Here is a 25709-nt window from a genome sequence, read left to right on the forward strand (position 1 = left end):
AGGGGCGCCTCTGCGTGGCGACAGCCGGGACGGCGCACGCGCAGGTCAGCGCCCCGGCGACGCGGCGGCGACCCGGTCGGTCAGCGCCAGGACCCGCCGCCACACGTCGGCGCAGGCCTCCTCCCACTCCCCGAAGGCCCGGTCGAAGAAGGAGTGCGGCGCGCCGTCGTAGACCGCCGTCTCGACCTCCGCCCCGGCCGCGCGCATGGTCTCGGCGAGCGCCAGCTGCTCCTCGACCGGGGTGGCCGCGTCGGCGCCGGCGATGAGCATGAGCGTGGGGCGGTGCGCCCGCTGCGCGGCGTCGCCCACCATCGACGGCCGGCCGTAGAAGCCGACGCAGGCGGCGAGGTCGAGGTCGCCGCCGCTCTGCCGCCAGGAGTGGCTGCCGCCGAAGCAGAACCCGACGGTGACCACCGGCAGGTCGGGCCGGGTGCGCCCGCGCAGGTACTCGATCGCGGCGGCGAGGTCGGCGTCGATGGACTCCGGGCGGGTCTGCGGGATGTGCGCCTGCCACTCGAAGTCGGCGCCGCGGGTGCCGGGGCCGCCGCACGGGCCCGCCGTCCGCCCGAACCAGTCGAGGGCGACCGCCGGCAGCCCGGCCTCGGCGAACCGCTCGGCCAGGGCGACGTAGTAGGGGTGCAGCCCGCGGATGTCGGGCAGCAGGACGACGCCCACCCGCGGTTCCCCAGCCGGCGCGGCGTAGGCGGCGGAGAACTCGGTGCCGTCGGCCGAGACGAGGGTCAGGGTGCCGCGCTCGGCGACGTCCCCCGACCGGGGCGACGCGGGCGGGCGGCTGTCGTGGTCGTGGCACACGGGAGGTCCCTACCCGCGGCTCAGTCGGCCGCCGCCTCGGGGGCCTCGGCGTCCCCGCCGAAGATCCGCGCGGCGACCTCCCGGCGGGCCCGCGTGAGCCACTCGTGCTGCCGGTCGGCCTGCGCGATCAGCCGGTCCAGCTCGGCCTTGTCGAGGCGCCCGTCCACCTCGGCGACCTCGCGGAGCGTCTCGAAGCCGCTGCGCTTGGCGCGCACGGCCGAGGCGAGGAACTCGAACTCGACCAGGTCCGACAGCGGCGAGCGGGACAGCAGCCGGCCGTTGAGCTTGGCCCGCGACAGCTTCTCCCCCACCCACAGCGCCGCCTGCTTGTACGAGCGCACGGGGAAGCCGACCGCCCGCATCTGCGTCTCCAGCGAGTCGTTCTCCTCGCGCAGCTCGGCGAGCAGCTGGGTCAGCGGACCCTCGTAGGCGGTGCCCCGGTGGACACCGAGCATCCGCTTGACCAGCTCCATCCCGCCGACCGAGGCGGCCAGGTGGTCGTTGGTGTAGATCGCGAGCAGGTCGGGGTTGCGGATGGCACCGGTGGCGGGCGATTCGGACACGGTGCCATCTTCGCCGCGGGGTGATCACCCCGCGCGTTCAGCCGCGCAGCAGGGCGACGACGCCGACGCAGGCGACCGCCCACAGGGCGCTGGCCAGCGTGCCGAGGATGAAGCGCTCGGCGGCCGCGGAGACCTTCAGCTCGGCGAACCGGCCCAGGCCCTTGACCGCCAGGACCAGCGCCAGCCCCTCCGGCCAGCCGGCCAGCAGGGTGCCGGCGACCGCGGCCCGCTCGAGCACGCCGATCCAGGCGCCGCCGCGCAGCACCTCCGGATCGGCCGGCCCGCCCGCGGCTCCCGCGTCGGTCGGGTCGGCCGAGCGCAGCACCGCCGTCGCCACCGGTCCGCCGCCGGCCACCGCGGCGCAGAAGGCCAGCACCACCGTCGCCCGCAGCACGCCGTCGGACGGCGGGCCGGCCGCCCACGCGAGCACGGCGGCGAGGCCGAGCGACAGCACCGGCACGGCCGCCGTCCAGGCCGGCCGGAACCGCTCCCCCAGCGCGGTCAGCGCGGCGCCGCCGACGACGGTCAGCGAGACCAGGACCAGGACGGCGACGACCACGGCGCGCCCCTCTCAGCCCGCGGCCCGGGCGAGCAGCCGGGCCGCCGTCGGGCGCAGGTCGCGCTCCAGCTCCCACATGCCGGCGGCGAGCCGCTGGCCCACCGCCTGCCGGGAGATGCCGAGGGCGGCGGCCGCGTCGGACTGCGTCCGCCCCTGCTCGATCAGGTCGATCGCCTCCCATGCCTGCTGGCTGCGGCGCTCCACCAGGGCGGCCAGGGCGGTGAGCACCGCCTGGGCGTCGGCCGCCTCCGGGGGCACGGCGCCGCGCACGGCCAGCCGGAAGGGGCGCTGCTTGGCCGCGTCGATCGCCCGCCGGGCGGCCAGGTACGCGGGCCCCGACCCGGCCCGCGTGCTGTCGGGCAGGGGGGTCTGCACCGGCCCGGCGCCCACGCCGATGCTCCAGCCGCCCAGGCGCAGCAGGACGAGCACGGCGCCGACCACATCGGCGGGCTCGGCGAGCAGGCCCTGGAACTCGTCGCCGGCGGTGCGCTCGAACGGCAGCAGCACCGGCACGCCGGCGGCGTCGAGCTGCCGCAGCGCGTCGCCGACCCGGTCGGGGCCGCGCCGGCTCGCCCGCTGGTCGACGGTCAGCACGTACGGCACCGCGCAAGCCTGACAGCTTTCCTCGACCGAAGCAAGGATCAGAGCTTGTCAACCACCTCGGGTGGGAACCCCCCCGTGGCGATCGGTCCCCACCCGGTGACGGTGATGCGCAGCAGCGACTTGCCCTGCCGCACCATCGCGGCGCGGTACTCGTCCCAGTCCGGGTGCTCGCCGCTGATCACCCGGAAGTACTCCACGAGCGGCTCCAGCGCCTCCGGGAGGTCGAGCACCTCGGCCTCGCCGTCGACCTGCACCCAGGGGCCGTCCCAGTCGTCGGACAGGACGCACAGCGAGACGGCGGGGTCGCGGCGGGCGTTGGCCACCTTGGCCCGCTGGGGGTACGTCGACACGACGACCCGGCCCTCGGTGTCGACCCCGAAGGTCACCGGCGAGAGCTGCGGCCCGCCGCTGCCGCGCCGGGTGAGGAGCACGGCCTTGTGCCGGGGGCGGAGGAACTCGAGGAGAGCGTCGCGGTCGACCCGGTGGGCGGTTGCGGTCCTGGGCATGCGGGAACGCTACGACGCAGGTACGCCGGCGGCGCGCATCCCGTGCCGCCGCACTCCGTGTGTTGGGATCACGCCCATGAAGCTTCCGCTGCCCGGTCGCCGCGCCGAGGACGCCGGCGCCGTGGTCACCGACGAGCAGGTCGGGGGCGACCGGCTGCCCGACGCCGGTGCGCACGCCACGCACCCCACCACCGCGCCGGCGCCGGCCCCGAACCGCGGCGAGCGGGTGCGCTCGGCCACCCGCGTCATGGCGATCGCCGCCGCGGAGCTGCTGCTGATCGTCGCCGGCGTCGTCGTCATCGGGTACGTGCTCGGCAGGCTCTGGGTGATCCTGCTGCCGGTCGTGCTCGGCCTGCTCTTCACGACGGTGCTGTGGCCCTCGACGCGCTTCCTGCGGCGGCACGGCTGGCCGCCGGCGCTGGCCGCGACGGTGTCGCTGCTGGGCTTCCTGGCCATCTTCGGCGCGGTGATCGCGGTGATCGTGCCGCAGGTGGCCGACCAGTCCGGCGAGCTGGCCGACCAGACGGTGGCCGCCCTCGACGACGTCCAGGAGTGGCTGCAGGGCCCGCCGTTCAACATCGGCGAGGACCAGATCGGCAACGCCATCGACACCGCGATCGCCCGGCTGCAGGAGAACGCGACCGACATCGCCGGCTACGCGCTGACCACGGTGACCACGATCGGCAACAGCCTGATCAACCTCGTGCTGGCCCTGGTGCTCAGCTTCTTCTTCCTCAAGGACGGCCCGAAGTGGACGCCGTGGCTGGCCGCGCAGACCGGCCGCCGCGCCGCCCCGCACGTCGCCGCGCTGTCGCAGAAGGCCTGGACGACGCTGTCGGAGTTCATCAAGCAGCAGGCGCTGGTGGGCTTCGTCGACGCGTTCTTCATCGGCATCGGGCTGCTGGTGCTCGGCGTCCCCCTGGTCATCCCGCTGGCGGTCATCACCTTCCTGGGCGCGTTCATCCCGATCATCGGCGCCTTCGTGGCCGGCGCGTTCGCCGTCCTCATCGCCCTGGTGACCGAGGGCCCCACCGACGCCCTCATCGTGCTGATCATCGTGCTCGTCGTGCAGCAGATCGAGGGCAACGTGCTGCAGCCGATCATCCAGGGCCGCGGGTTCAACCTGCACGCGGCGGTGGTCATCCTCGCGGTGACCGCGGGCAGCAGCCTGGCCGGCATCATCGGCGCCTTCCTCTCGGTGCCGGTGGCGGCGCTCATCGCCGTCGTCTACCGCTACGTGCGCGACCAGCTCGACCAGCGAGATCCCGAGGTCGCCGCCGACGGGACGGTCGCCGCGGTGGCCGGCGACGAGGAGGGCAGCCGGCTGGTGGCCCGGCCGGCCGACGGCGGGGCGGACGGCGCGCGCGACTGATCCCCTCCCGGGGAGCACGCGACCGACCCCTCCGGGGGATCATGGGAATGCCGGACCCCGCTCGGGAGCTGCAGAGGAGGTCCGCACGCACCCCAGGAGGTCCCGCCGTGGTCCAGCGACCGGAGGAGCTCGTCGAGCTGCTCCCCGAGGCCCAGCCGCTGCTCGCCCGCGAGGCGGCGGTCGGCGCGGCCGAGGAGCGCCGCGGGCTGGTGCTGGTGCACGACCTGGCCGGCGAGTTCGACGCCGCCCACGCGGCCGCCCTCGCCGGGTCGCACCTGCTGGCCGGCCTGCCGCACCGGCTCATCGCCCGCTTCGACGTCGACAGCCTGGTCGACTACCGGGCGCACCGGCCGCGGATGACGTTCCAGGGCGACCACTACGAGTCGTTCACCGCGCCGGAGATCAACCTGTACGCGGTCGAGGACGACGCCGGCGAGACGTTCCTGCTGCTGCACGGCGCCGAGCCCGACTACGCCTGGCAGCGGTTCGTGGCCGCCGTCCGCGGGCTCGTCGAGCGGCTCGGCGTCACCTCCGTCGTCGCGCTGCAGGCGATCCCCATGCCGGTGCCGCACACGCGGCCGGTGACCGTCACCGCGCACGCCAGCCGCCGCGCGCTGATCTCGTCGTACCCGGTCTACTGGGGCGAGATGCGCATCCCCGGCAGCGTCTCGGCCCTGCTGGAGCTGCGGCTCGGCGAGGCCGGCGTCGACGCGTTCGGCGTCGCCGCGCACGTGCCGCACTACCTGGCGCAGGCCACCTACCCGGCCGCCTCGCTGACCCTGCTCGAGCACCTCGAGAAGCTCACCGGGCTGCACCTGCCGGTCGAGGCGCTGCGCGAGGCCGCCGACGCCAACCGCAGCGAGATCGACGAGCAGATCGCCCGCTCCCCGGAGAACACCGCCGTGGTGGCGGCGCTCGAGGAGCAGTTCGACGCGTTCACCGCGGCGCGCGAGGAGAACGAGCTGCTGGGCTCCGGCGAGCTGCCCAGCGGGGACGAGCTGGCCAGCGAGCTCGAGCGGTTCCTCGCGGACCAGGACCGCAAGCGGCCCCGCGAGTAGTCAGACCCGGCGGGTCCGGGTGACGGCGAGCGCCAGCGCGCCGAGCACCCCGACGACCGAGAAGACGTAGAAGCCCCACGGGAAGGCGTTGCCGGCCGCGAACAGCGCCCCGGTGAGCACCGGCCCGACGATCGCGCCGACCCGCCCGGCACCGGCCGACCAGCCCAGCGCCGTGGCGCGCACCTGCGGCGGGTGGTTGCCGCTGACGAAGGCGTACACCAGCACCTGCGAGCTGAAGACGAAGCACCCGGTCAGGAAGACCAGGACGTACAGGCCGGCGATCGGCAGGCGCACCGACAGCAGGGCGAGGAAGACCGCCGCCGCGGCGAACCAGACGATGCCGGCGGTGCGCGTGCCGACCCGGTCGGCCACCGCCCCGGCGACGAGCAGGCCGACGATCGCGCCGACGTTGAGCACCAGCAGGAAGGCCAGCGCGGCGCCGAGGTCGTAGTCGGCCTCGCGCATGATCGTGGGCAGCCAGTTGTTCAGGCCGTAGACCAGCAGCAGCCCCATGAACGACGTGACGCCGATGGCCACGGTGTTGCGCAGCCAGCCGCTGGTGAACAGCGTCCTGAGCGTGGCGCCGGCGCTGTCCCCGGCGTGCTCGTCCACCGCCGCCGCCGGCTGCTCCAGCTCCAGCCCGTAGCGCCGGGCGACGTCCTCGGCCTCCGCCCGGCGGCCCTTGGCCACCAGGTACGAGGCCGACTCGGGCAGCTTCAGCAGCATCAGCGGCACGAGGACGAGCGCCGGCAGCGCGCCGATCACGAACATCCAGCGCCAGCCGAGGGGTTCCACCACCACGATGGCCAGGGCCGCCGTGGCCACCGCGCCCACGTGGTAGCCGGTCATCACGGTGGTGGTGGCCCGGCCGCTGCGGCCGCTGCGGGTGAACTCGTTGACCATCGCGATCGCCGTGGGCAGGCAGCCGCCCAGCCCGAGGCCGGCCAGGAAGCGCAGCACGCCGAAGGTCCCGGCGTTGGGCGCGAAGGCGCAGAGCAGGGTGAACAGCGAGAAGGAGGCGACGGCGCCGATGAGCGCCTTGCGCCGGCCCAGGAGGTCGGTCAGCGTGCCGATCGTCAGCGCGCCGATCATCATGCCGACCAGGCCGATCGTGATGACGAACGTCGTCCCGGCCCCCGACAGCCCCCACTCGGCGGGCTCCTGCAGGGCCGGCACCACGGTGCCGACGACGACCAGGTCGAAGCCGTCGAGCAGCACGGCGATCCAGCACAGCGGCGCGACCCAGCCGGCCGCGCGGACCGCCGTCCCGGCGGTGGAGCGCGTCGTGGCGGACGGCGAGCTCATGCCCTCTCCTCCTCCTCGGGAACCGAACCGTCGGACCGTAGGTGCGCAGGGGAAGCGGAACCCAATCGATCTTTCCGCCCAGTGGGAAGACCCTGGTGCGGGCACGACGACAGCGGGCCGCGACCGGGGGTTCCCGGTCGCGGCCCGCTGCCGCGTGATCAGACCGTCAGCCGACGGTCACGTGCTCGTTGGGCACGCAGTGCGTCATCTGGTGGCCGGTGACGTCGCGGGGACCGTTCTTGCCGAGGTTGGCCGCGCGCTGCAGCTCCTCTTCGGAGAGGGTCTGCGTCTGCAGCGGGGGCAGGTGGCGGACGTCGTCCGCCGTGATGCCCAGGCCGTCACCGACCCGCTGGCCCAGCTCGTCCTCGCACATGAAGAAGTGCCAGACCATCCGCTCCTGGATCTCGCGGTTGCACTGCGAGAGGGCGTCGACGAGGTTCTTCACCAGGTCGTCCTTCTCCCACTGCTCCGACAGCAGGTAGCGCTCGCCGGCCTGCGCGTAGTCGTTGGTCCGCGGGATCCGCTTGCGGGTGAGCCGGCCGGTGATGACCGGGCCCTGCTCGTCGTGGGTCGGGTACTCGGCCTCCCGCAGCCCACCGAGGACCGACGGCTCGTAGTTGACGTGCGGGTTGGTGCCCTCGGCGCGGTCGACGCCGTACGCCATCTGCCCGTCGCGCTGGTTGGTGGCCACCCGCGCCTTCGGCTGGTTCACCGGCAGCTGCAGGTAGTTCGGCCCCACCCGGTACCGCTGGGTGTCGGAGTAGGAGAACGTCCGCCCGACCAGCATCTTGTCGTCGGAGAAGTCCAGGCCGTCGACCAGCACGCCGGTGCCGAACGCGATCTGCTCGTTCTCGGTGAAGTTGTCCACCGGCATCCGGTCGAGGGTCATCGTCCCGACCTTGCGGAGCGGGAAGAGCTCCTCCGGCCACACCTTGGTGTCGTCGAGCGGGTCGAAGTCCAGCTCCGGGTGCTCGTCGTCGCTCATGATCTGGACGTGGAGGTCCCACGACGGGAAGTCGCCGGCGGCGATCGAGTCGTGCAGGTCCTTGGTGTGCGTGCCGAGGCTCTTCGCCTGGGCGGCGGAGGCGTCGGCGGCGGTCCAGGACTTCACGCCCTGCTTCGGCAGCCAGTGGTACTTCACCAGGACGGTCTCACCCTGCGCGTTGACCCACTTGTAGGTGTTCACGCCGAAGCCCTGCATGTGCCGGTAGCTGGCCGGCGTGCCCCGCGGGCTGAACACCAGCGTGATCATGTGCATGGCCTCGGGCGTCTGGCTGAAGAAGTCGAACGCCCGCTGCGCGACGTTGGCCTCGAAGGTGACCGGGTCGGGCTTCTGCGAGTGGATGAAGTCGGGGAACTTGATCGCGTCGCGGATGAAGAAGACGCCGAGGTTGTTGCCGACGAGGTCCCAGTTGCCGTCCTCGGTGTAGAACTTCACCGCGAACCCGCGCGGGTCGCGCGCCGACTCCGAGGAGTCGCGGCCACCGGCCACGGTCGAGAACCGCAGCGCGACGTCGGTGCGCTTGCCCTTCTCCTGGAACAGCTTGGCGCGGGTGTACTTCGCGACCGGCTCGTCACCGACGGTGCCGTCGGCCTCGAAGTAGCCGAACGCGGTGACGCCGCGGGCGTGCACGACCCGCTCCGGGATCCGCTCCCGGTCGAAGTGGCTGATCTTCTCGAGGAACTGGTAGTTCTCCAGCGTGGCCGGCCCGCGGGCGCCGACGGTCCGCTGGTTCTGGTTGTCGTAGATCGGGTGGCCCTGACGGTTGGTCAGGACCGGCCGGTCGGCCTCACTCGGAGCGGGGCCCTGCGACGCGACGTCGGTCATTCTTCTCCTCTTCCGGGTGTGTACTTCTTCTCCTCCTGGCACCGCGGGCACACGCCCCAGAACACGACCTCGGCCTCGTCCACGACGAAGCCGGCCGCGTCAGACGGCGTGAGGCACGGCGCCGCACCCACGGCGCAGTCGACGTCGGCGACGACCCCGCACACCCGGCAGACCAGGTGGTGGTGGTTGTCGCCGACCCGCAGCTCGAACAGCGCCGGCGCGCCGGCGGGCTCGATGCGGCGGGCCAGGCCGCCGTCGACCAGGGCCTTCAGCACGCCGTAGACCGCCTGAGGAGACAGGGACGGGTGCGCGTCCCGGGCGGCGGTGACGATCGAGTCGGCGTCGGCGTGCGGACGGTTCGCCAGGACCTCCAGCACGGCGAGCCGGGGGCGGGTCACCCGCAGCCCGACCGCGCGCAGCTGGTGGGTCCAGGTGGCGTCCATCGCGGTCCACCCCACCACCTTTTCTTGAACGAGTCAAGAAAACGACACGCCCGCGGCGGGGTCCCGTGACGACGTGTCACCGCACCGGGTGAGCTCCGGCTGCAGGGGTGCTGCAGGACGCCGGCAGCGGGAGCTCGACCCCGGTGGCGGCGGCCGCCGGCGGGTCAGGCGAAGACGATGGTGCGGGCGCCCTCGACGATCACGCGGTCCTCGACGTGCCAGGTCACCGCCTGGGCCAGCACCTGCCGCTCGACGTAGCGGCCCACCCGGCGCATGTCCTCGACCGTCGCGCGGTGGTCGACCCGGGCGACCTCCTGCTCGATGATCGGGCCGGCGTCGAGCTCGGGGGTCACGTAGTGCGCGGTGGCGCCGATGAGCTTCACCCCGCGGTCGTGCGCGGCCTGGTACGGGTTCGCGCCGACGAAGGCCGGCAGGAAGCTGTGGTGGATGTTGATCAGCCGCTCCGGGAAGCGGGCGCAGAACTCCGGCGACACGATCTGCATGTAGCGGGCCAGCACGACGAGGTCGACGTCGCCGATCAGCTCCAGCGCCCGCGCCTCGGCCTCGGCCTTGGTGTCGGGGGTGACCGGCACGTGGTGGAACGGGATGCCCGCGGCCTTCGCCACCGGCTCGAGGTCGGGGTGGTTGGAGACGACGGCGGTGAGGTCGGCCCGCAGGTCGCCGGAGCGCACCCGGTAGATCAGCTCCTGCAGCACGTGGTCGGTCCTGCTCACGAAGACGGCGATCCGCGGCCGGCGCGCCGCCTCGGTCAGCCGCCAGGTCATCCCCCACTGCCGGGCCACCAGGCTCAGCGCGCCCTCCAGGTGCTGCCGGTGCGCGGCGAGGTCCTCGAGCACGAACTCCAGCCGCAGGGTGAAGGTGCCGCCGACCGGGTCGGAGGAGTGCTGCTGCGACTCGGTGATGTTCGCGCCCACGTCGGCCAGCAGCCGGGAGAGGACGGCGACGATCCCCGGCTGGTCGGGGCAGCGGACGAGGAGCCGGCCGAGGTCGGTGAAGCGGTCGTGCGCACCTGCGGAAGACACGACGGCGATGGTCGCAGACCCGGTGGGCGGCGTCCTCACCCCTGAGAGGGTCAGACCGCGGGCAGGGCGGCCCGCTGCCGGTCGGCCACGTCGAACAGGTCGCCGTACTCCTCGACCCGCTCGAGCACCTCCTCGGTGCGGAAGCGCAGCGCCCCGGGTTCCGCGTCGCCCCGCAGGACGGCGTCCACCTCGTCCCAGCCGATCGGCGCGGAGACCGTGGCGTCGGGCCGGGCACGCAGCGAGTACGGCGCCACCGTCGTCTTCGCGGGGTTGTTCTGGCTCCAGTCGACGAGCACCTTGCCCGGCCGCAGCACCTTCTCCATGCGCCAGACCACCTGCTCGGGGGTCTCGGCCGAGAGCTCCTGGGCCAGGTGCTTGGCGTAGCGGCTGGGGTGCTCGCGGTCGGTGACCCGGATGGGGGCGTAGACCTGCATGCCCTTCGACCCCGACGTCTTCACCACCGGGTCGAGGCCGTCGGCGACCAGCCGCTCGCGCAGCCGCTCGGCGACCTCGCAGCACTCGTAGATGCCGGCGTTCGGGCCCGGGTCGAGGTCGAGCACCAGCAGGTCGGGCAGCGCCGGCTGCCGCTTGCTGCCGATCTGCCACTGCGGCACGTGGATCTCCAGCGCGGCGAGGTTGGCCGCCCAGGCCAGGTCGGCGACCGTCTCCAGCAGCACCATCTCCAGCACCTCGCGGCCCCTGGAGCTGCCCGGGCTGGGCACGGTCACCCGCCGCACCCAGTCCGGCGCGTGCCGGGCGCTGTTCTTCTCGAAGAACGCCTGACCCTCGACGCCGTCGGGCCACCGGGTGAACGTGACCGGCCGGCCCGACAGGTGCGGCAGCAGCACCGGCGCGATGCGCACGTAGTAGTCGATCACCTGGGCCTTGGTGAACGAGACGTCCGGGAAGAGGACCTTGTCCAGGTTCGAGACGGTCAGCTGCCGACCGTCGACCCGCACCTTCTGGCGGTTCACCCCGCGATCATGCCCGGCGTCACCACTCGACCACCACGTCCTCCGGATCGAGATCGTCCCGGATCCCCCGCCACGACGGGTGCCGCAGCCGGCCGTCGGCCGTCCACACCCCGTAGGCGACCTCACCCACCAGCGTGGGCTCGACCCACACCGCGTCGCGGGTGACCTCGCGCGGGAGCGCGCCGTCGAACGGGGAGCTCGTCCGCCGGGTGAGCAGCGCCTCGACCTCGCGCAGGTCCCGGTCGGTGAAGCCGGTGCCGACGTGGCCGGCGTAGACCAGCCGGCCGTCGTCGTCGTGGACGCCGAACAGCAGCGAGCCCACGCCCCCGGCGCGCCGGCCCTTGCCCGGCCGCCAGCCGCCGACGACGACGGCCTGGGTGCGGAAGTTCTTGACCTTGACCCATTCCGGGCCGCGGACGCCCGGGCGGTAGGGCGCGTCCAGCCGCTTGGCGACGACGCCCTCCAGCCCGTTCTCCAGGCTCGCGTCGGCGATGCTCTTCCCACCGCCGGCGAACCACGGCGTGGCGGCCCAGCGGTCACCGCTCGGCGCGAGCGCGTCGAGCCGGGCCCGCCGCTCGGCGTAGGGCAGGTCGAGCAGGTCCTCGCCGTCCGCGGCGAGCAGGTCGAACACGAGGTAGGTGACCGGCTTCTCGCGGGCCATGCGGGGCACCTCGGGGCCGGTGCGGTGCATCCGGTTCTGCAGCGCGCCGAAGTCGGGACGGCCCTGCTCGTCGAGGGCCACGACCTCGCCGTCGACGACGACGTCGCGCCCGGCCAGGGCGGCCGGCAACCGCGCCAGCTCGGGGTAGCGCACCGTGATGTCGTCGCCCTTGCGCGAGCGCAGCGCCAGCCGGCCGCCGGAGACGAGGGCGACGGCGCGCACCCCGTCCCACTTGAACTCGTAGCCCCAGTCGTCGTCCTCCGCGGCCGGCGGCAGCTCCCCCGGAGTGGCGAGCATGGGGGTGAAGTCGGGGCGGGTGACCCGGGCCGGCAGCCGCTCGGTGGACGGGTCCAGCCGCTTGAGGTTCCAGGTGCCGTCGGAGAGCGGGAACAGCACGTAGCGGCCGCTGAGCCGGCGGCCGGCGAAGCGGACGATCACGTGCTCGTCGTCCCACTTCTCGGTCTCGTAGCGGCCGGCGTCCCAGATGGTCACCCGCCCGCCGCCGTACTCGCCGGCGGCGATCGTGCCCTCGAAGGCGGCGTACTCCAGCGGGTGGTCCTCGGTGGGGACGGCGAGCCGGTTCACCCCAGGCTCCAGCGGCGGGCCCTTGGGCACGGCCCAGCTCCTGAGCACCCCGCCGCGCTCGAGCCGCAGGTCCCAGTGCACCCGCTCCCCCCGCCCGCGCGGGGTGTGGTGCTCCTGGACGACGAAGGTGTCGTCGCCGCCGGCGGGCAGCGGTCGCCCCTCCGGCGGCACCGGCTCGGCGGTGCGCGCCGGGTCCCGCTTGGCGCGGTACTCGGCGAGCGGGTCCGCTCCGGACGGGCGCCGGGTCGGCACGTCAGGCGCTGCGACGGGTGGCGCGCTTGGCCGGCTGCTTCCCCGACGCGGCCGTCTTCTTCGCCGTGGTCGTCTTCTGGGCCGCCGTGGTCTTCTTCGCCGCGGCGGTCTTCTTCGCGGGCGAGGCCTTCTTCGCCGCCGTCTTCCGAGGGGCGCTGCGTGGCGCCGCCTCCTCCTCGGCGGCGCCGCCGCGCGCCCGCTCCACGCTGGCCCGCAGGGCGCTCATCAGGTCGACCACGGCCGCGCCGGTGTCGGCCACCTCGGGCACGGGCTGCACGTCGCCGCCGGAGGTCTTGGCCTCCAGCAGGGACTCCATCGCGGCGCGGTAGTCGTCGGTGAACTCGGCCGGGTCGAACGCGCCGGACATCGAGGAGATGAGCGCCTCGGCCATCTGCAGCTCCTGCGGCCGGACCGAGATGTCCTCGTCGAGGAAGCCGAAGTCGGGCGTGCGGATCTCGTCGGGCCAGCGCATGGTGTGCAGCACCAGCACCCCGTCGCGCACCCGCAGCGCCGCCAGCGACTCGCGCTGCCGCAGCGCGATCTTGGTGATCGCCACCTGGCCGGCGTTCTCCAGCGCGTCGCGCAGGAGCACGTACGGCCGCGTGGCCGGGCCGTCGGGCTCCAGGTAGTACGTCTTCTCGAAGTGGATCGGGTCGATGTCGTCCTGGTCGACGAACTGGAGGACGTCGATCTCCCGCCGCGTCGACAGCGGCAGCTCGTCGAAGTCCTCGTCGGTGAGGATCACCAGCTGCCCGTCGGGCAGCTCGTAGCCCTTGGCGATGTCGGAGTACTCGACCTCCTCCCCGTCGATCGAGCAGACCCGCTTGTACTTGATCCGTCCGCCGTCGGTGACGTGGACCTGGTGGAACCGGATGTCCTTGTCCTCCGTCGCGGAGTACAGCTTCACGCCGATGCTGACGAGGCCGAAGGACACCGCCCCGCGCCAGATCGATCGCATGCCGCCCCTTCCCCTGCACGAGCCCGCTGGGGCCCACGTGACCGCCCGACGGTGGAGAAGTCGCAGGATAGGGGCGGGCGGGTGCCCGCGTCAGGTCGACCGGCCGTCGGTCTCCCCCGTCCGGGGGACACGCCGGCGGGGGAAGAGGTCACCGCGCGTGGACCGCCCTCGTCCCGCGTCCGCGGGGCGGAACCGCCCTCATCGTCCTCCTCGGTCGGCCCCTCCGCCCCCGGTCAGCGCGCCGTTCTGGATCGCGTCGTAGAGGAACTGCAGCACGTCGCTGCCGGCGACCGTGGTCATGGTGAGCGCGGCGAGCCGGGTGGCGCGCGGCGCGGTGGCGTAGCCGAAGACGAACGCCGTCCCCACCCACTGGGCCAGGCAGAAGGGGCAGGTGAGCAGCTCACCGACGGCGTGCTTGACGCCGCCGTGCTCGCGCACCTCCTCCGCCACCTCGGCGTGCCCGGACGGGCCCTGGAACGCGGTGAACGGCGCCCGGATCGGGCTGGTCACCGGGTCCTTGGCCAGCCGCCGGGCCAGCCGGAAGGTGGCGACGGTGAGGAGGACGGCGTCGCCCACCGGGATGCGGTCGGGCAGGTCGCGCCCGGAGGCCCGGACCGCGGCCGCCCCGGCCGCCACCAGCCCGGCGTAGACGCTCATCGCGCCGAGGTCACCCCCGAGCGGCCGCTCGGCGCCCTGGGTGTACTCGCGCTTCTGGGTCCGGGCCCAGCGACGGACCGGTGCGCTCAACCGCTGCACCTCCTGTGCGATCGCCATGGACCGCCCGCTACCCCGTCTGCCCGCCCGTCAGTCCACCCCGTCAGTCCACGACGTGGACGGCGGCCTCCTCGGGGCCCTCGCCACCGACGACCGGGTCGAGGGACGCCTCGACGTCGTCGGCGGTGCGGTTGGTGCCGGAGTCGCTGACCGGGCTGGTGTCGTAGTCCTGCTCGAGCTGGCCGAGGCCGCGGGCCGGGTCCTCGGCGGGGCGCACGTCCGGGACGTCGTCGGCGATCTCCTCCTCCAGCCGCCCGGACAGCGGCTTGCCCTCGGACTGCTCGAACGCGGTCGTGCCGAACCCGGTGGTCTCGTGGCTCTCCCGGTCGCCCGGCTCGGGGGCGAACTGCGGGTCCTCGGAGCGCTGCATCGTCGGGAAGTCGTCCTGGGAGACGTCCGGGATGCCGTTGTCCTCGGGGAAGACGTCGCGGGCGGTCTGGCCCTCGGGGCCGGTGGCCCCGGTGCTCCCGCGGACGTCGTCGCGGGTGCCCGTGAGGCCCCGCTCGTCGTCGGGGAACTCGCGGTCGTTGAGGGCGGAGTGGACCGCCCCGCTGTCGTTCGTGCCCTCGGTCATGGGGTTGCCTCCGTTCTGCGGGCGTCCACCGTGCGCGCACCCGTCGGTCGCGTGGACGCGGGACCGGCCGGTCGACCGGTGTCGTGGACGCGCCCTACCCGTCGCACCCCACCCCATGCGTGACCCTGGTCGCGGACGGCGCCGCCGCCCCGCCGACGGGGCGTCCGGAGGGTTGGCGTGGAACGATCCGGTTGTCTACGTTGGGTCCGCGGTTGAACAAGCAGCCGTCTCGTGCCGGGACGCCCGCGTTCCGGCAGGTAACACGTTTTGAGGATGCTCGCTCCGGGGCCACGACACCCCAGGAGCGGGCAGCGGTAGATTGACCACCGCGGTACCGCCGCCCGGTCCTGCCGCCGAGAGGAGCTGCTGTCCGTGACGACTTCCGACCTGCCCGCCGAGGGCCGGGCCGACGTGCCGGCCGAGGGCACGGAGGCGCCCTTCGACGACGTGATCACGCTGTCCACCTCGACCGGTGACGACGGCTCGGTCACGGTGACGGTCGTCGGCGAGGTGGACACGTTCACCGCGCCCGTGCTGCGTTCCTCCCTGGACAGCCAGCTGGAGCAGCAGCCGAGGGAGCTGGTGATCGACCTCTCCGGGGTCCAGTTCCTCGGCTCCGCCGGGCTGGCGGTCCTCGTCGAGACGCAGAAGTCGGCGCGGTCCCGCGACGTGGGCCTGCGGCTGATCGCCACCACCCGCGCCGTCACCCGGCCGCTGGAGGTCACCGGTCTGATCGACCTGTTCACGATCGCCGACAGCGCCACCAGCTGAGGCGCTGACGAGGAAGGGCCCCGCCGAACCGGCGGGGCCCTTCGTCGTCCCTAGGCGCTCAGCATCTGGCAGACGGCCTGCTCCAGGACGCGCTGCTGGGTCCGGTCGTCCGGCGCGTGCTCCGCCTCCTCCAGCGCCTCGGCGATGGTCTCGCCGGACTCGAACCGGTCGACCACCCGCGGGTCGACGTAGGAGGCCTTGCAGACGGCGGGCGTGTTGCCCAGGGTGTCCGACACCCGCTCGTAGGCCTGCTTCACCACCCGCTTGCGGGCGGTCTTCGAGGTCGGCGCCGGCGCCTCGGCGAGCGTGGCGGCCATGAGCACCGTGGCGTTCCAGGTGCGGAAGTCCTTCGCCGTGATCTCGGCGTCGCTGATCTCCTTGAGGTAGGCGTTGATCTCGGTGCTGGTGACGTCGTGCCAGGTCCGCTCCCCGTCCGGGTCGTCGACCCAGTAGCCGAGCAGGTCCTCCTCGGGCTCCCCGGGGCGCTCGAGCAGCTCCCGGACGACGTCGGCCGTGGGCTTGTCCTTGAGCTCGAGCTCCCAGTCCTTGCCGCCCTTGGCCGGGAAGGCGAAGAAGACCTTCTCCCCGCGCACCCGCACGTGGTCGCGCCGCAGGGTGGCCAGCCCGTAGGTGCCGTTGTCCTCGGCGTACTGCTCGCTGCCCACGCGGAAGGCGCCGAGGTCGAGCAGCCGGACGGCGGCGGCGAGCACCCGCTCGCGCCCCAGCCCGCTGCCGTGGATCGCGTCGACCACGGCGTCGCGGACGTCGGGCAGCTGGTGGGCGATCTCCAGCACGCGCTCGTGCTTCTCGGCGTCGCGCCGTTCCCGCCAGCGGTCGTGGTAGCGGTACTGCTTGCGCCCGGCGGCGTCGATGCCGGTGGCCTGGATGTGGCCGTTGGGCCAGGGGCAGATCCACACGTCGCGCCAGGCCGGCGGGATGGCGAGAGCGCGCACCCGGTCGAGCCGGGCGTCCCTGATCAGGACGCCGTCCTCGTCGTAGTAGGCGAACCCCTTGCCCGCGCGGCGCCGCCGCCAGCCGGGGCCGTGCACGTCGCTGCGCCGCAGTCTCACGCCCCGAAGATGCGCACCGCGGCCGTTCCCCAAACCGGTCGCCGCCCGGTCAGGCGAGGTCGACCAGCCCGGCCAGCCCGCTGATCCGCAGCACGTGCCTGGTGACGCCGCCCTCCGGGGCGTGCACCTGCAGCCGCCAGCCCTCGTCGCGGGCGATCCTCGCGATGGCCAGGACCACGCGCACGCCGGCGCTGCTCAGCAGGGTCACGCCGCGCAGGTCGAGCTCCACCCGCGAGGTGCCGCCGTGGCTGGCCTCCAGCAGCCGGATGCGCAGCAGCTCGGCGCTGACCTGGTCGACCACGCCGGACACGCGGACCACGGCGCACGGCTCGCTGCTCCGGTCGACCGTGACCGTCGCGCCGGCCTCGGCCACGGCGCGCTCGACGTCGACCTCCGGGGTGCGCCGCAGCCGGATGCTCAGCGTGACCGTCGTCCCGTGCCCCTCCGCCAGGACCACCCGGTCGACCATCTGCCGCATGATCAGCAGGCCCCGGCCGCGGTCGCCGGGGTCGCGGTCCGGCGGGCGCCAGGTGCCCTCGTCGCGGACCTGCACGGTGAGCACGCCGTCGACGTCGACCCGCGCGTCCAGGTGCATGCGCCCGGGTTCCTGCCCGCGGTAGGCGTGCTCGACGACGTTGGCGCACGCCTCCCCCACGGCCACCATCACGCCCACGCGGTCCTGCTCCCCCATGCCCAGGCCGGCCAGCCAGGCGCCGAGCCGGCGGCGCACGCCCGGCAGCGACGCCGGCACCGCGGGGATGTCGAGCACGACCGGCTCGAGCGAGGACGCGCGGCGGTGCGCGACGAGGACGGCGACGTCGTCGGGCCAGCCCTGCGGCGAGCGCACCCCCTCGGCCACCGCGGCGGCGAGGTCGGCGGAGGCCTCGACCTCCAGCGGCGCCGCGCCGGCGAGCACCCCGGCGGCGACCCGGGCCAGCCGGGACATGCCGTCCTCGGGGCCCTCGGCCGCTCCCAGGACGGCGCCGTCGGAGACGAGGACCAGCGTGGCGCCTTGCTCGAGGTGGTGCTCGGCGACCTCGGTGACCGCGTCGGGGACGCTGCCCAGCGGCGGCCGGGGCACGACCGGGAGGAAGCGGGTGCCGCCGTCGGTGCCGACCACCAGCGGGGCGGGGTGGCCGGCCGCGGCGTAGGTGAGCCGGCCGCTGGCGGCGTCGAGCACGCCGTAGAAGACCGAGGCGCCCTCGACGTCGTCCATCTGGGCGGCGAAGGCGTCCAGCGCCCGGATCACCGCCGCCGGCTCGGGGTCGAGCAGCGCGCTGCTGCGCATCGCCCCTCGCAGCCGGCTCATGGCGCCGGCCGCGGGGACGCCGTGCCCGACCGCGTCGCCGACCACCAGGGCGAGCCGGCCCCCGCCGAGCGCGACGGCGTCGTACCAGTCGCCGCCGGCGGCGCGCACCGCGGTGGCCCGGTGGTAGCTGCCGGACAGCCACAGGTCGGGCAGCAGCGGCAGCGAGGGCGGCAGCAGGCTGTGCTGCGCCTTCTCCACGACGTCGACCTCGGCGGCCGGCCAGGGGGTGGGGTCGTCGCCGTCCTGGGCCTCGAGGACGACGAGGGCGGCGTAGCCCCCGGCGGCCTGCAGCGGCCGCACGACGGCGGTGGCGACCGGCCCGTCGCGGCCCACCGGACCGTGCAGGGCGTCCTGCCGGCCGGTGCGCAGCGCCGCCTCGACCAGCTCGCTGACCGGGCGGCCGCCGACCACCGGCAGCGCCGTCCAGGAGGTGCCGATGGCGCGGGCGCGGGCGTTGGCCCAGACGGCTGCCTCGCCAACGCCGGAGACGAACCAGATGCCGGCGGGCGCGGCGTCCATGGCGGCGAGGAGCACGGCGGAACCCGGGTCCCCCGGCGGGGTCTTCGGTGGCACGTCGCCCGGGCTGCCAGTCATTTCGCCGCCAGACAACAGCACCCCGGTGGGGTCGGCAACCGGGCCTCGTGCCGCTCCCCGGCGAGAGCAGCGCCACGTTTGGCGCGCCCCCGGGCGGGGGTAAGCCAGCCCGCCGGAGCGGGTGCGGGTGCCGTCGGTGCACGGCGCCCGGACCGCCGCGGCGATCCGGCAGGATGGGGTCGCCGCGAACGCGCGGGGCGCGGTGCGCCGAGGACGAGGAAAGGGCGGACGACGGATGGCCGACTCGAGGGGTGCCCTCGCGCAGGACGGACGGCGCGGTGAACGGCTGGAGCTGCGGGTGCCCACGACGCCGACCCAGCTGCCGGCGGTGCGCGCGATGGCCGGTGACCTGGCGATGCGGATGGACTACGACCTGGACTCGGTCGAGGACCTCCGGCTCGCCGTCGACGAGGCCTGCGCCACGCTGGCCCTGGTCGGGGCGGCCGACGTGCCGCTGACCGTCGTCTTCGAGACCACCCGCACCGGGCTGCACATCGACGCCTGGGTGCCGACGCCGGCCGGCACGGACGTGCCCCGCGACGGCTTCGGCTGGGCGGTGCTGCAGACGCTCGCGGACAACGTCGAGGGCCGGTCGGCCACCCAGGCCGACGTCCCGGGTGGCAACGGCACCGCCGAGCCGGTCGCGGTCATCTCGATGGACAAGTACCTGCCCGGCCAGCGGCCTCCGGAGGTCGTCGGCGGGACGGGGCAGAGCGTCTCGGTCCCGCAGCGGTGACCCGGACGGCTCCCGGAGACGAGGACACCCTGCCCAAGGGCCTGTCCGTGATCCCCCGAACGGCGGAGGACGACATCTCTGCACAGGAACAGCCGGTCGACCTGCCCGACCCCGACGAGGAGGCGGCCGCCCGGGGCGACGACGCCGAGGAGGCGGACGACGCGACCGGGTCCGGGAAGGGGTCCGACAGCGCACCGGTCTCCGACAACCGGCGGCGGGCCGAGCGCACCGCGCCGCTGTTCGCCGAGCTGGCCACGCTGGCCAAGGACGACCCGCGCCGCGAGCGGCTGCGGGAGATCCTCGTCGAGGAGCACCTGCCGCTGGTGCGGCACTTCGCGCGGCGCTTCAGCAACCGCGGCGAGCCGTTCGACGACCTGCTCCAGGTGGGCACGCTCGGGCTGATCGCGGCGATCGACCGGTTCGACCCCAACCGCGGCGTGGAGTTCCTCTCCTTCGCCGTGCCCACGATCACCGGCGAGATCAAGCGGCACTTCCGCGACCAGGGCTGGTCGGTGCGCGTACCGCGGCGGCTGCAGGAGCTGCACCTGTCGCTCAACGCCGCGGTCGGCGAGCTGGCGCAGAAGAACGGCCGCGCGCCGACGCCCTCGGAGCTGGCCGAGCACCTCGGCATCCCGCGCGAGGAGGTGCTGGAGGGGCTCGCCGTCGCCAACGCCTACCGGTCGAGCTCGCTCGACGAGCGGCTCTCCGGCGAGGACGACTCCCCCACGCTGGCCGCGACGCTGGGCGAGGAGGACGCCGCGCTCGAGGGCGTGGAGTACCGCGAGTCGCTGCAGCCCCTGCTGGCCACCATCCCCGCCCGCGAGCGCCGCATCCTGATCCTGCGGTTCTTCGGCAACATGACCCAGTCGCAGATCGCCGCCGACATCGGCATCTCGCAGATGCACGTCTCCCGGCTGCTGTCGCAGACGCTGGCCAAGCTGCGCGAGGGCCTGCTCAAGGACTAGGACTTGCCTCCGGCGCCGCAAGCCCCGCGGCTTCCGGCGCCGGAGGCGGCGGTCACTGCTGGGGCGGCTGCGGGTGCGGCAGGGCCTGCTCGGCGCCCTCGGTGCGCGCCTCCTGCGCCACCTGCGACAGCGGTGGCGGCGCGGGGATGCCCGGCTGGATGCTGGACAGCTCGATCTTCGCCTCGGGCTGCTCCGCGGCCGGCGGGAGCTGCGACTCGAACCAGCCGCTGGTGTCCAGACCGTCGCCGGAGCGGCCGCCGCCGTTGGTCGACGGCGGGACGTCGAGGAACGACTTCTCGCTGTCGGCGCCGCCGAGGCGGGCCAGCCCCTCCAGCGCCTTGCTGAACTCGCTGGGGACGATCCACATCTTGTTGGCGTCGCCCTGCGCGATCTGCGGCAGCGTCTGCAGGTACTGGTAGGCCAGCAGGCCCTGGTCGGGCTTGCCGTCGTGGATCGCCCGGAAGACGGTCTCGATCGACTTGGCCTGGCCCTGCGCCTGGAGGAACAGCGCGGCGCGCTCGCCCTCGGCGCGCAGGATCCGGCTCTGCCGCTCGGCCTCGGCCTCGAGGATGGCCGACTGCTTCTTGCCCTCGGCGGAGAGGATGGCCGCGGCCTTCTCGCCCTCGGCCGAGGTGATCGCCGCCTGCCGCTGGCCCTCGGCGGTGAGGATGATGGCCCGCTTGTCGCGGTCGGCGCGCAGCTGCTTCTCCATCGAGTCGCGGATCGACGCCGGCGGGTCGATCGCCTTGATCTCGACGCGGGCCACGCGCAGGCCCCACGGGCCGGTGGTGCCGTCGAGCACCGAGCGCAGCTGGCTGTTGATGCCGTCGCGGCCGGTGAGCGACTGCTCGAGGTTCAGCCCGCCGACGACGTTGCGCAGGGTGGTCGTGGTCAGCTGCTCCATGCCGGTGATGTAGTTCGCGATGCCGTACACGGCCAGCCGCGGGTCGGTCACCTGGAAGTAGACGACGGTGTCGATGCCGACCTGCAGGTTGTCCGCGGTGATCACCGGCTGCGGCGGGAACGAGATGACCTGCTCGCGCAGGTCGACCGTCGCGCGCACGCGGTCGACGAAGGGCACGAGCAGGTTCAGGCCGGGCGAGAGGGTCCGGCTGTAGCGGCCCAGGCGCTCGATGACCTTCGCCTGCGCCTGCGGGACGATGGTGAGGCTTTTCGCCACCACGATGACCACCAGGACGGCGACCACCAGCAGGGCGATGAGGGCGGGCTCCATCGGGGCCCCCTTTCTCGACGACTACGTCGATCGTGCAACGAGGGATCGGGCCCGGTCATCCCCCGGGCGAGCGGGTCACTCCAACGCGTCCCCGACGACCGCGGTCGCCCCTTCGACCTTGAGGATGCGCACGGTGTGGCCGACCGCGAACGCCTCGCCGTCGTACTGGCTGCGGGCGGTCCACTCGTCGGCGCCGAGCTTGATCCGGCCGCCGTGGTGGTCGACGGCCTGGGTGACCCGCGCGGTCCTGCCGATGAGCGTGTCGACGCCGTCGAGCTGCAGCGGGGTCTTCTGCTCGAGGTGCTTCTTGGCGATCGGCCGGACGACGGCCAGCAGCGCCAGGGAGACGAGCACGAACGCCACGAGCTGGAACGCCACGGCCCCGCCGGCGAGCGCGACGGCCATGCCGCCCAGCGCCCCGCCGGCGAACATGAGCAGGACCAGGTCGAGGCTCACCACCTCGCCGGCCGCGAACAGGCCGGCGGCGATCAGCCAGAGCAACCACGCAGCCATGCCCGCAGTGTCGCATCACCGAGGGTGATGTCGGCGCTGCGACTCCGTCGGTGGCGCGACGTAGCCTCGCCTGCGTGCACGACTTCCCCGCGGGCCGGTTCGCGGTCTGGGCCACCGCCTGGTTGACCGGCCGGACGTCCTACGACGAGGCGCTGGACGCGCTGCTCGGCGACACCGCGCACCGGGTCACCGGCCTGCCGGGCACCGAGGAGGCGGTGCCGCTCGGCTGGGCGCTGACCGCGCTGCGCGGTCTCGGCGAGCGGCGCTTCCGGCTGGTGCTGCCGGTGCCGGGCGACGTCCGCGGGCTGCCCCGGGTGCCCGGGTTGTCGGCGCTGGCGCTGGAGACAGGGCAGGCCGCGGTGGGCGACCGGCTGGTCCTGGTGCCCGAGTCGATCGGGCCCGAGGCGATCGCCTGGACGGCGTTCCCGCTCGACGGCGTCCCGCCGGCGCCGCCACCGGTGGAGGGCAGCCTGCGCGCGGTGTCGGGGCAGCTCGACCTCGCGGTGGGCGACGCGGCCCGCACGCTGGTCGACCTCGACCTCGCCCGCTGGCACCCCGAGGTGCCCGCCTTGCTCGCCGGCCTGGCCCGCAGCAGCCCCGCGCCCGGGCTGCCCCCCGACCACGACCCCCTGGCGCTGTCGATCCTCGGCCGCGCGCAGCGGCTGGCCCGCGTGCTCGACCTCGCCCTGGCCGACGCGCCGGGCGCGGCGGTCACCCACGCGCAGGCCGCGGCCCGCGACGACGCGCTGCGACCGCTGGCCACCGCCGTGCGCGAGGCCACCGTCGCCGCCTACAACGCCGTCCCGCGCCCGTAGCCCGGCCTCCCGACCGGCGGCGACCTCGAGCCACGACCGCGAGCCACGACCTCGAGCCACGACCTCCGGCGTTGACCTTCGAGCCGGTCGAGACCCCACGATGACCGGCATGGCACCCGACGACCCGCTGCTGCCCATCGGCGCCTTCGCCCGCGCCGCCGGGGTGACGCCGAGCATGCTCCGCTTCTACGCCGACTGCGGGCTGGTGCGCCCGGCCGAGACCGACCCGCGGACCGGCTACCGCCGGTACGCACCCGACCAGGTCGACCGGGTCCGGCTGGTCCGCCGGCTGCGCGAGCTCGGCCTGCCGCTGCCGGTGGTGGCGCGGACGGTGGACGCCGGTCCGGACGAGGCCGACGCGGTGCTCCGGGACCGGCTGGCCGAGCTGGAGGAGCAGCTGCGAGCCGCGCGGGCGAGCGCGGCGGAGGCGGCGCGGCTGCTGCGGCGGCGCGCGGGGCGGTCGGCACGGGTGGCCGCCGGCGCGCTGGCCGCCGCCGTCCGGCGGGTGTCCCCCGCGGCGGGCGGCTGCCCCGAGGCGCCGGTGCTCGCCGGCGTGCTGCTGGAGGTCGCCGGCGGGGAGCTCCACCTGGTCGCCACCGACCGGTACCGGCTGGCGGCGCACACGCTGCCGCTGGCCGGCGCCCCCGGCGAGGGCCGGACCGTGCTCCCGGTCGAGGAGCTGACCGACGTGGTCGGCTGGGCCGGGGAGGCCGGCGAGGTCCTGCTCTCCCTCACCGCGACGGGGCTGACCGCGCACCGGCCGGACGGCGCCGTCCGCGAGGTGCCGGCCCTGGAGGGGCGCTACCCGGACCACCGCGCGCTGCTGGACGGGCTCGGCCGGCCGGTCACCCGAGTGGCGGCGGCCCGCGGTGCCCTGCTGGCCGCGCTGGCGGACGCCTCGGTGAGCCGCCTGGTCGCCTGCCCCCGGACGGGCGTGCGCGTCGACGGCGGGAGCGGGACCGGGCCGGTGGCGGTGCCCGGCTCGGTCCGTGGGGCGCCGGCGACCATGGCGTTCCGGCGCAGCACCCTCCTCCCGGCGGTGGAGGCCTCGCTCGGGCCGGACGTCGTGCTCGAGGTCGTCGGCCCAGCGGCGCCCGTCCTGGTCCGCTCCGCCGACGACGGCACCTTCAGCACGCTGGCCATGCCCACCTTCGAGCTGCCCACCCTCGAGCTGCCCACCCTCGAGGCGGCCCGATGACCGCCCCCGACCCGGTGATCGCCGCCGTCACGGAGGCCGCCGCGCTGGGGCAGGCGGGCGACCGCGCGGGCGCCCGGGACCGCCTGGTCCGGCTGTGGGAGGAGGCGGGTGCCGACGGCGACCCGCTGCACTGCGTGACCATCGCCCACTTCCTCGCCGACCTGCAGGACGACGTCCGCGAGGAGCTGGCCTGGGACGAGCGCGCGCTGGCCGCCGCCGCCGAGCTGACCGACGAGCGGACGGCCCGGCACCGGGCCGGGCTCGAGGTGCGCGGGTTCCTGCCCTCGCTGCACCTGAACCTGGCCGACTGCCACCGCCGTCTCGGCGACCCGGACACCGCGCGGGCGCACCTTGCGGCGGCCGAGTCGCTCGTCCACGTGCTGGCCGACGACGGCTACGGCCGGATGCTGCGCGGCGCCCTGCAGCACGTCCGGGACGCGCTGGACGCCGGCTCGACCGACCGGCTGCCGTCGGCGCCGTGACGGCGCGGGCGGTCAGCCCGCCGCGGGCCTCGCGGGGCGCTGCACGAAGCAGCAGGCGGCCGGGCAGTTCGTGCCCAGGCGCGGCTCGCCGCCGGCCCGGCGCTCCTCGAGCAGCTCGCGCAGCGAGGTCACGAACGCCGGGTGCGTGCCGGCGGTCGCCGCCCGGGCGAAGGCCAGGCCGAGCTTCTCGGCGGTCTCCCGCGCCTCGTTGTCGAGGTCCCAGATCACCTCGAGGTGGTCGCTGACGAACCCGACCGGGAACAGTACGACGGCCCGCTCCCCCGCCGCGGCGAGCGCCCCCAGGTGGTCGTTGACGTCGGGCTCCAGCCACGGCACCGAGGGCGGGCCGCTGCGGCTCTGCCAGACCAGGTCGAACGGGCGACCCGGCGCGGCGGCGTCCACCACTGCCTGCGCGGCGGCCATCAGCTCGGCCTCGTAGGCGTGCCCCTGCGGCCCGGCGACGGCAGCCATCGAGTCCGGGATGCTGTGCGCCGTCGCGACCAGGCGCGCGGAGTCGCGGACGCCCTCGGGCAGGGAGGCGATCGCGGCGGCGAGGGCGTCGGCGTTGGCGCGCACGAACCCGGGGGCGTCGAAGTAGTGCGGCAGCTTCTCCGCCGTCGGGCCCGGGCGGGAGGGGTCGCCGCCGTACGCGGCGCGGGCCCGGGCGACGTCCTCGTGGTACTGCCGGCAGCCGGAGTACGACGCGTACGCCGACGTCGCCAGGACGTAGACGTGCTCGACGCCGTCCTCGGCCATCTGCCGCCAGACGTCCTCGACGTAGGGCTCCCAGTTGCGGTTGCCCCAGTAGACGGGCAGGTCGACGCCGGCCGCGGCGAGCTCGCCCCGCAGCGCCGTGAGCAGCGCCTCGTTCTGGTCGTTGATCGGGCTCACGCCGCCGAAGTGGTGGTAGTGCTCGGCGACCTCCTCGAGCCGCTCCCGCGGGATGCCGCGCCCGCGGGTGACGTTCTCGAGGAACGGCATGACGTCGTCGTGCCCCTCGGGCCCGCCGAAGGAGAGCAGGAGCAGCGCCTCGGGGGGGGGGGGGGGGGGGGGGGGGGGGGGGGGGGGGGGGGGGGGGGGGGGGGGGGGGGGGGGGGGGGGGGGGGGGGGGGGGGGGGGGGGGGGGGGGGGGGGGGGGGGGGGGGGGGGGG

The 25709-nt window shown here is 74.7% G+C and carries 27 protein-coding genes; 8 read left to right on the forward strand and 19 right to left on the reverse strand.

Annotated elements, in window-relative coordinates:
- Positions 1–45: 45 nt before the first annotated feature.
- The 5 genes from ACI78S_RS22315 to ACI78S_RS22335 are packed head-to-tail and all read right to left on the reverse strand — an operon-like array spanning position 46 to position 3044.
- Positions 46–813 (reverse strand): dienelactone hydrolase family protein, encoded by a 768-nt coding sequence (locus tag ACI78S_RS22315; protein ID WP_456977168.1) that lies wholly within the window; start codon positions 811–813, stop codon positions 46–48.
- Between the two features lie 20 nt (positions 814–833).
- Positions 834–1376 carry a hypothetical protein gene (locus ACI78S_RS22320; protein ID WP_456977169.1) on the reverse strand — a complete coding sequence of 181 codons (543 nt, stop codon included), beginning with the start codon at positions 1374–1376 and terminating at the stop codon, positions 834–836.
- A 37-nt stretch (positions 1377–1413) separates the two neighbouring features.
- A complete protein-coding gene (locus ACI78S_RS22325; RefSeq protein ID WP_456977170.1) occupies positions 1414–1935 on the reverse strand; it encodes a hypothetical protein in 522 nt (173 codons plus the stop codon).
- 12 nt (positions 1936–1947) lie between these two features.
- Positions 1948–2538, reverse strand: coding sequence for a hypothetical protein (locus tag ACI78S_RS22330; protein ID WP_456977171.1), 591 nt, complete (start codon positions 2536–2538; stop codon positions 1948–1950).
- Positions 2539–2576: 38 nt separating this feature from the next.
- Positions 2577–3044: a PPOX class F420-dependent oxidoreductase gene (locus ACI78S_RS22335; protein WP_456977172.1), complete on the reverse strand. Its 468-nt coding sequence runs from the start codon at positions 3042–3044 to the stop codon at positions 2577–2579.
- Between the two features lie 76 nt (positions 3045–3120).
- Here ACI78S_RS22335 and ACI78S_RS22340 point away from each other — a divergent pair, with 76 nt between their 5' ends.
- Together ACI78S_RS22340 and ACI78S_RS22345 are read left to right on the forward strand one after the other, a co-directional pair.
- A complete protein-coding gene (locus ACI78S_RS22340; RefSeq protein WP_456977173.1) occupies positions 3121–4416 on the forward strand; it encodes an AI-2E family transporter in 1296 nt (431 codons plus the stop codon).
- 107 nt (positions 4417–4523) lie between these two features.
- On the forward strand, positions 4524–5474 hold the full coding sequence (locus tag ACI78S_RS22345) for a proteasome assembly chaperone family protein (protein WP_456977174.1): 951 nt from the start codon (positions 4524–4526) through the stop codon (positions 5472–5474).
- On the opposite strand, the gene ACI78S_RS22350 is transcribed toward ACI78S_RS22345, so the two are convergent.
- The 9 genes from ACI78S_RS22350 to ACI78S_RS22390 form a co-directional block, all read right to left on the reverse strand.
- Positions 5475–6779 carry an MFS transporter gene (locus ACI78S_RS22350; protein WP_456977175.1) on the reverse strand — a complete coding sequence of 435 codons (1305 nt, stop codon included), beginning with the start codon at positions 6777–6779 and terminating at the stop codon, positions 5475–5477.
- A 166-nt stretch (positions 6780–6945) separates the two neighbouring features.
- On the reverse strand, positions 6946–8607 hold the full coding sequence (locus ACI78S_RS22355) for a catalase (protein ID WP_456977176.1): 1662 nt from the start codon (positions 8605–8607) through the stop codon (positions 6946–6948).
- Positions 8604–9050 (reverse strand): Fur family transcriptional regulator, encoded by a 447-nt coding sequence (locus tag ACI78S_RS22360; protein ID WP_456977177.1) that lies wholly within the window; start codon positions 9048–9050, stop codon positions 8604–8606. Before ACI78S_RS22360 ends, ACI78S_RS22355 begins: the two co-directional genes overlap by 4 nt.
- A 164-nt stretch (positions 9051–9214) precedes the next feature.
- Positions 9215–10093, reverse strand: a complete 879-nt coding sequence (gene purU, locus ACI78S_RS22365; RefSeq protein ID WP_456977178.1) for a formyltetrahydrofolate deformylase — start codon at positions 10091–10093, stop codon at positions 9215–9217.
- A 50-nt stretch (positions 10094–10143) separates the two neighbouring features.
- Entirely contained in the window at positions 10144–11067 is a 924-nt protein-coding gene (gene ligD / locus ACI78S_RS22370) for a non-homologous end-joining DNA ligase (RefSeq protein WP_456977179.1), read from the reverse strand.
- A 19-nt stretch (positions 11068–11086) separates the two neighbouring features.
- Positions 11087–12565, reverse strand: coding sequence for a non-homologous end-joining DNA ligase (ligD, locus tag ACI78S_RS22375; RefSeq protein WP_456977180.1), 1479 nt, complete (start codon positions 12563–12565; stop codon positions 11087–11089).
- A 1-nt stretch (position 12566) separates the two neighbouring features.
- Positions 12567–13523 carry a non-homologous end joining protein Ku gene (gene ku / locus ACI78S_RS22380; RefSeq protein WP_456977181.1) on the reverse strand — a complete coding sequence of 319 codons (957 nt, stop codon included), beginning with the start codon at positions 13521–13523 and terminating at the stop codon, positions 12567–12569.
- 198 nt (positions 13524–13721) lie between these two features.
- The gene (locus ACI78S_RS22385; protein ID WP_456977182.1) at positions 13722–14297 is read right to left on the reverse strand and encodes a DUF1360 domain-containing protein; all 576 of its coding nucleotides are present in this window, start codon (positions 14295–14297) and stop codon (positions 13722–13724) included.
- Positions 14298–14340: 43 nt separating this feature from the next.
- Complete coding sequence (locus ACI78S_RS22390) at positions 14341–14871, reverse strand: hypothetical protein (protein ID WP_456977183.1); 531 nt, start codon at positions 14869–14871, stop codon at positions 14341–14343.
- A gap of 372 nt (positions 14872–15243) precedes the next feature.
- Here ACI78S_RS22390 and ACI78S_RS22395 point away from each other — a divergent pair, with 372 nt between their 5' ends.
- Positions 15244–15642, forward strand: a complete 399-nt coding sequence (locus ACI78S_RS22395; RefSeq protein ID WP_456977184.1) for an STAS domain-containing protein — start codon at positions 15244–15246, stop codon at positions 15640–15642.
- A 50-nt stretch (positions 15643–15692) separates the two neighbouring features.
- Here the strand turns inward: ACI78S_RS22395 and ACI78S_RS22400 are convergent, their stop codons facing one another.
- Positions 15693–16712 carry a DNA topoisomerase IB gene (locus tag ACI78S_RS22400; protein ID WP_456977185.1) on the reverse strand — a complete coding sequence of 340 codons (1020 nt, stop codon included), beginning with the start codon at positions 16710–16712 and terminating at the stop codon, positions 15693–15695.
- A gap of 49 nt (positions 16713–16761) precedes the next feature.
- The gene (locus ACI78S_RS22405; protein WP_456977186.1) at positions 16762–18594 is read right to left on the reverse strand and encodes a SpoIIE family protein phosphatase; all 1833 of its coding nucleotides are present in this window, start codon (positions 18592–18594) and stop codon (positions 16762–16764) included.
- Between the two features lie 256 nt (positions 18595–18850).
- Here ACI78S_RS22405 and ACI78S_RS22410 point away from each other — a divergent pair, with 256 nt between their 5' ends.
- Together ACI78S_RS22410 and ACI78S_RS22415 are read left to right on the forward strand one after the other, a co-directional pair.
- Positions 18851–19351, forward strand: a complete 501-nt coding sequence (locus ACI78S_RS22410; protein ID WP_456977187.1) for an ATP-binding protein — start codon at positions 18851–18853, stop codon at positions 19349–19351.
- A gap of 47 nt (positions 19352–19398) precedes the next feature.
- Positions 19399–20316 (forward strand): RNA polymerase sigma factor SigF, encoded by a 918-nt coding sequence (locus tag ACI78S_RS22415; protein ID WP_456977188.1) that lies wholly within the window; start codon positions 19399–19401, stop codon positions 20314–20316.
- Between the two features lie 52 nt (positions 20317–20368).
- Here ACI78S_RS22415 and ACI78S_RS22420 read toward each other — a convergent pair whose 3' ends face one another.
- The gene (locus ACI78S_RS22420; protein ID WP_456977189.1) at positions 20369–21550 is read right to left on the reverse strand and encodes an SPFH domain-containing protein; all 1182 of its coding nucleotides are present in this window, start codon (positions 21548–21550) and stop codon (positions 20369–20371) included.
- Positions 21551–21625: 75 nt separating this feature from the next.
- On the reverse strand, positions 21626–22063 hold the full coding sequence (locus ACI78S_RS22425; RefSeq protein WP_456977190.1) for an NfeD family protein: 438 nt from the start codon (positions 22061–22063) through the stop codon (positions 21626–21628).
- A 74-nt stretch (positions 22064–22137) separates the two neighbouring features.
- Here ACI78S_RS22425 and ACI78S_RS22430 point away from each other — a divergent pair, with 74 nt between their 5' ends.
- From ACI78S_RS22430 to ACI78S_RS22440, 3 genes are all read left to right on the forward strand, one after another.
- Positions 22138–22878, forward strand: a complete 741-nt coding sequence (locus ACI78S_RS22430; protein WP_456977191.1) for a hypothetical protein — start codon at positions 22138–22140, stop codon at positions 22876–22878.
- Positions 22879–22987: 109 nt separating this feature from the next.
- Positions 22988–24076: a DNA polymerase III subunit beta family protein gene (locus ACI78S_RS22435; RefSeq protein WP_456977192.1), complete on the forward strand. Its 1089-nt coding sequence runs from the start codon at positions 22988–22990 to the stop codon at positions 24074–24076.
- Complete coding sequence (locus ACI78S_RS22440; protein WP_456977193.1) at positions 24073–24558, forward strand: hypothetical protein; 486 nt, start codon at positions 24073–24075, stop codon at positions 24556–24558. Before ACI78S_RS22435 ends, ACI78S_RS22440 begins: the two co-directional genes overlap by 4 nt.
- Before the next feature lie 12 nt (positions 24559–24570).
- On the opposite strand, the gene ACI78S_RS22445 is transcribed toward ACI78S_RS22440, so the two are convergent.
- A complete protein-coding gene (locus tag ACI78S_RS22445) occupies positions 24571–25584 on the reverse strand; it encodes a ferrochelatase (RefSeq protein WP_456977194.1) in 1014 nt (337 codons plus the stop codon).
- Positions 25585–25709 lie beyond the last annotated feature (125 nt).

It is taken from the genome of Geodermatophilus sp. SYSU D00815, from assembly GCF_054050035.1.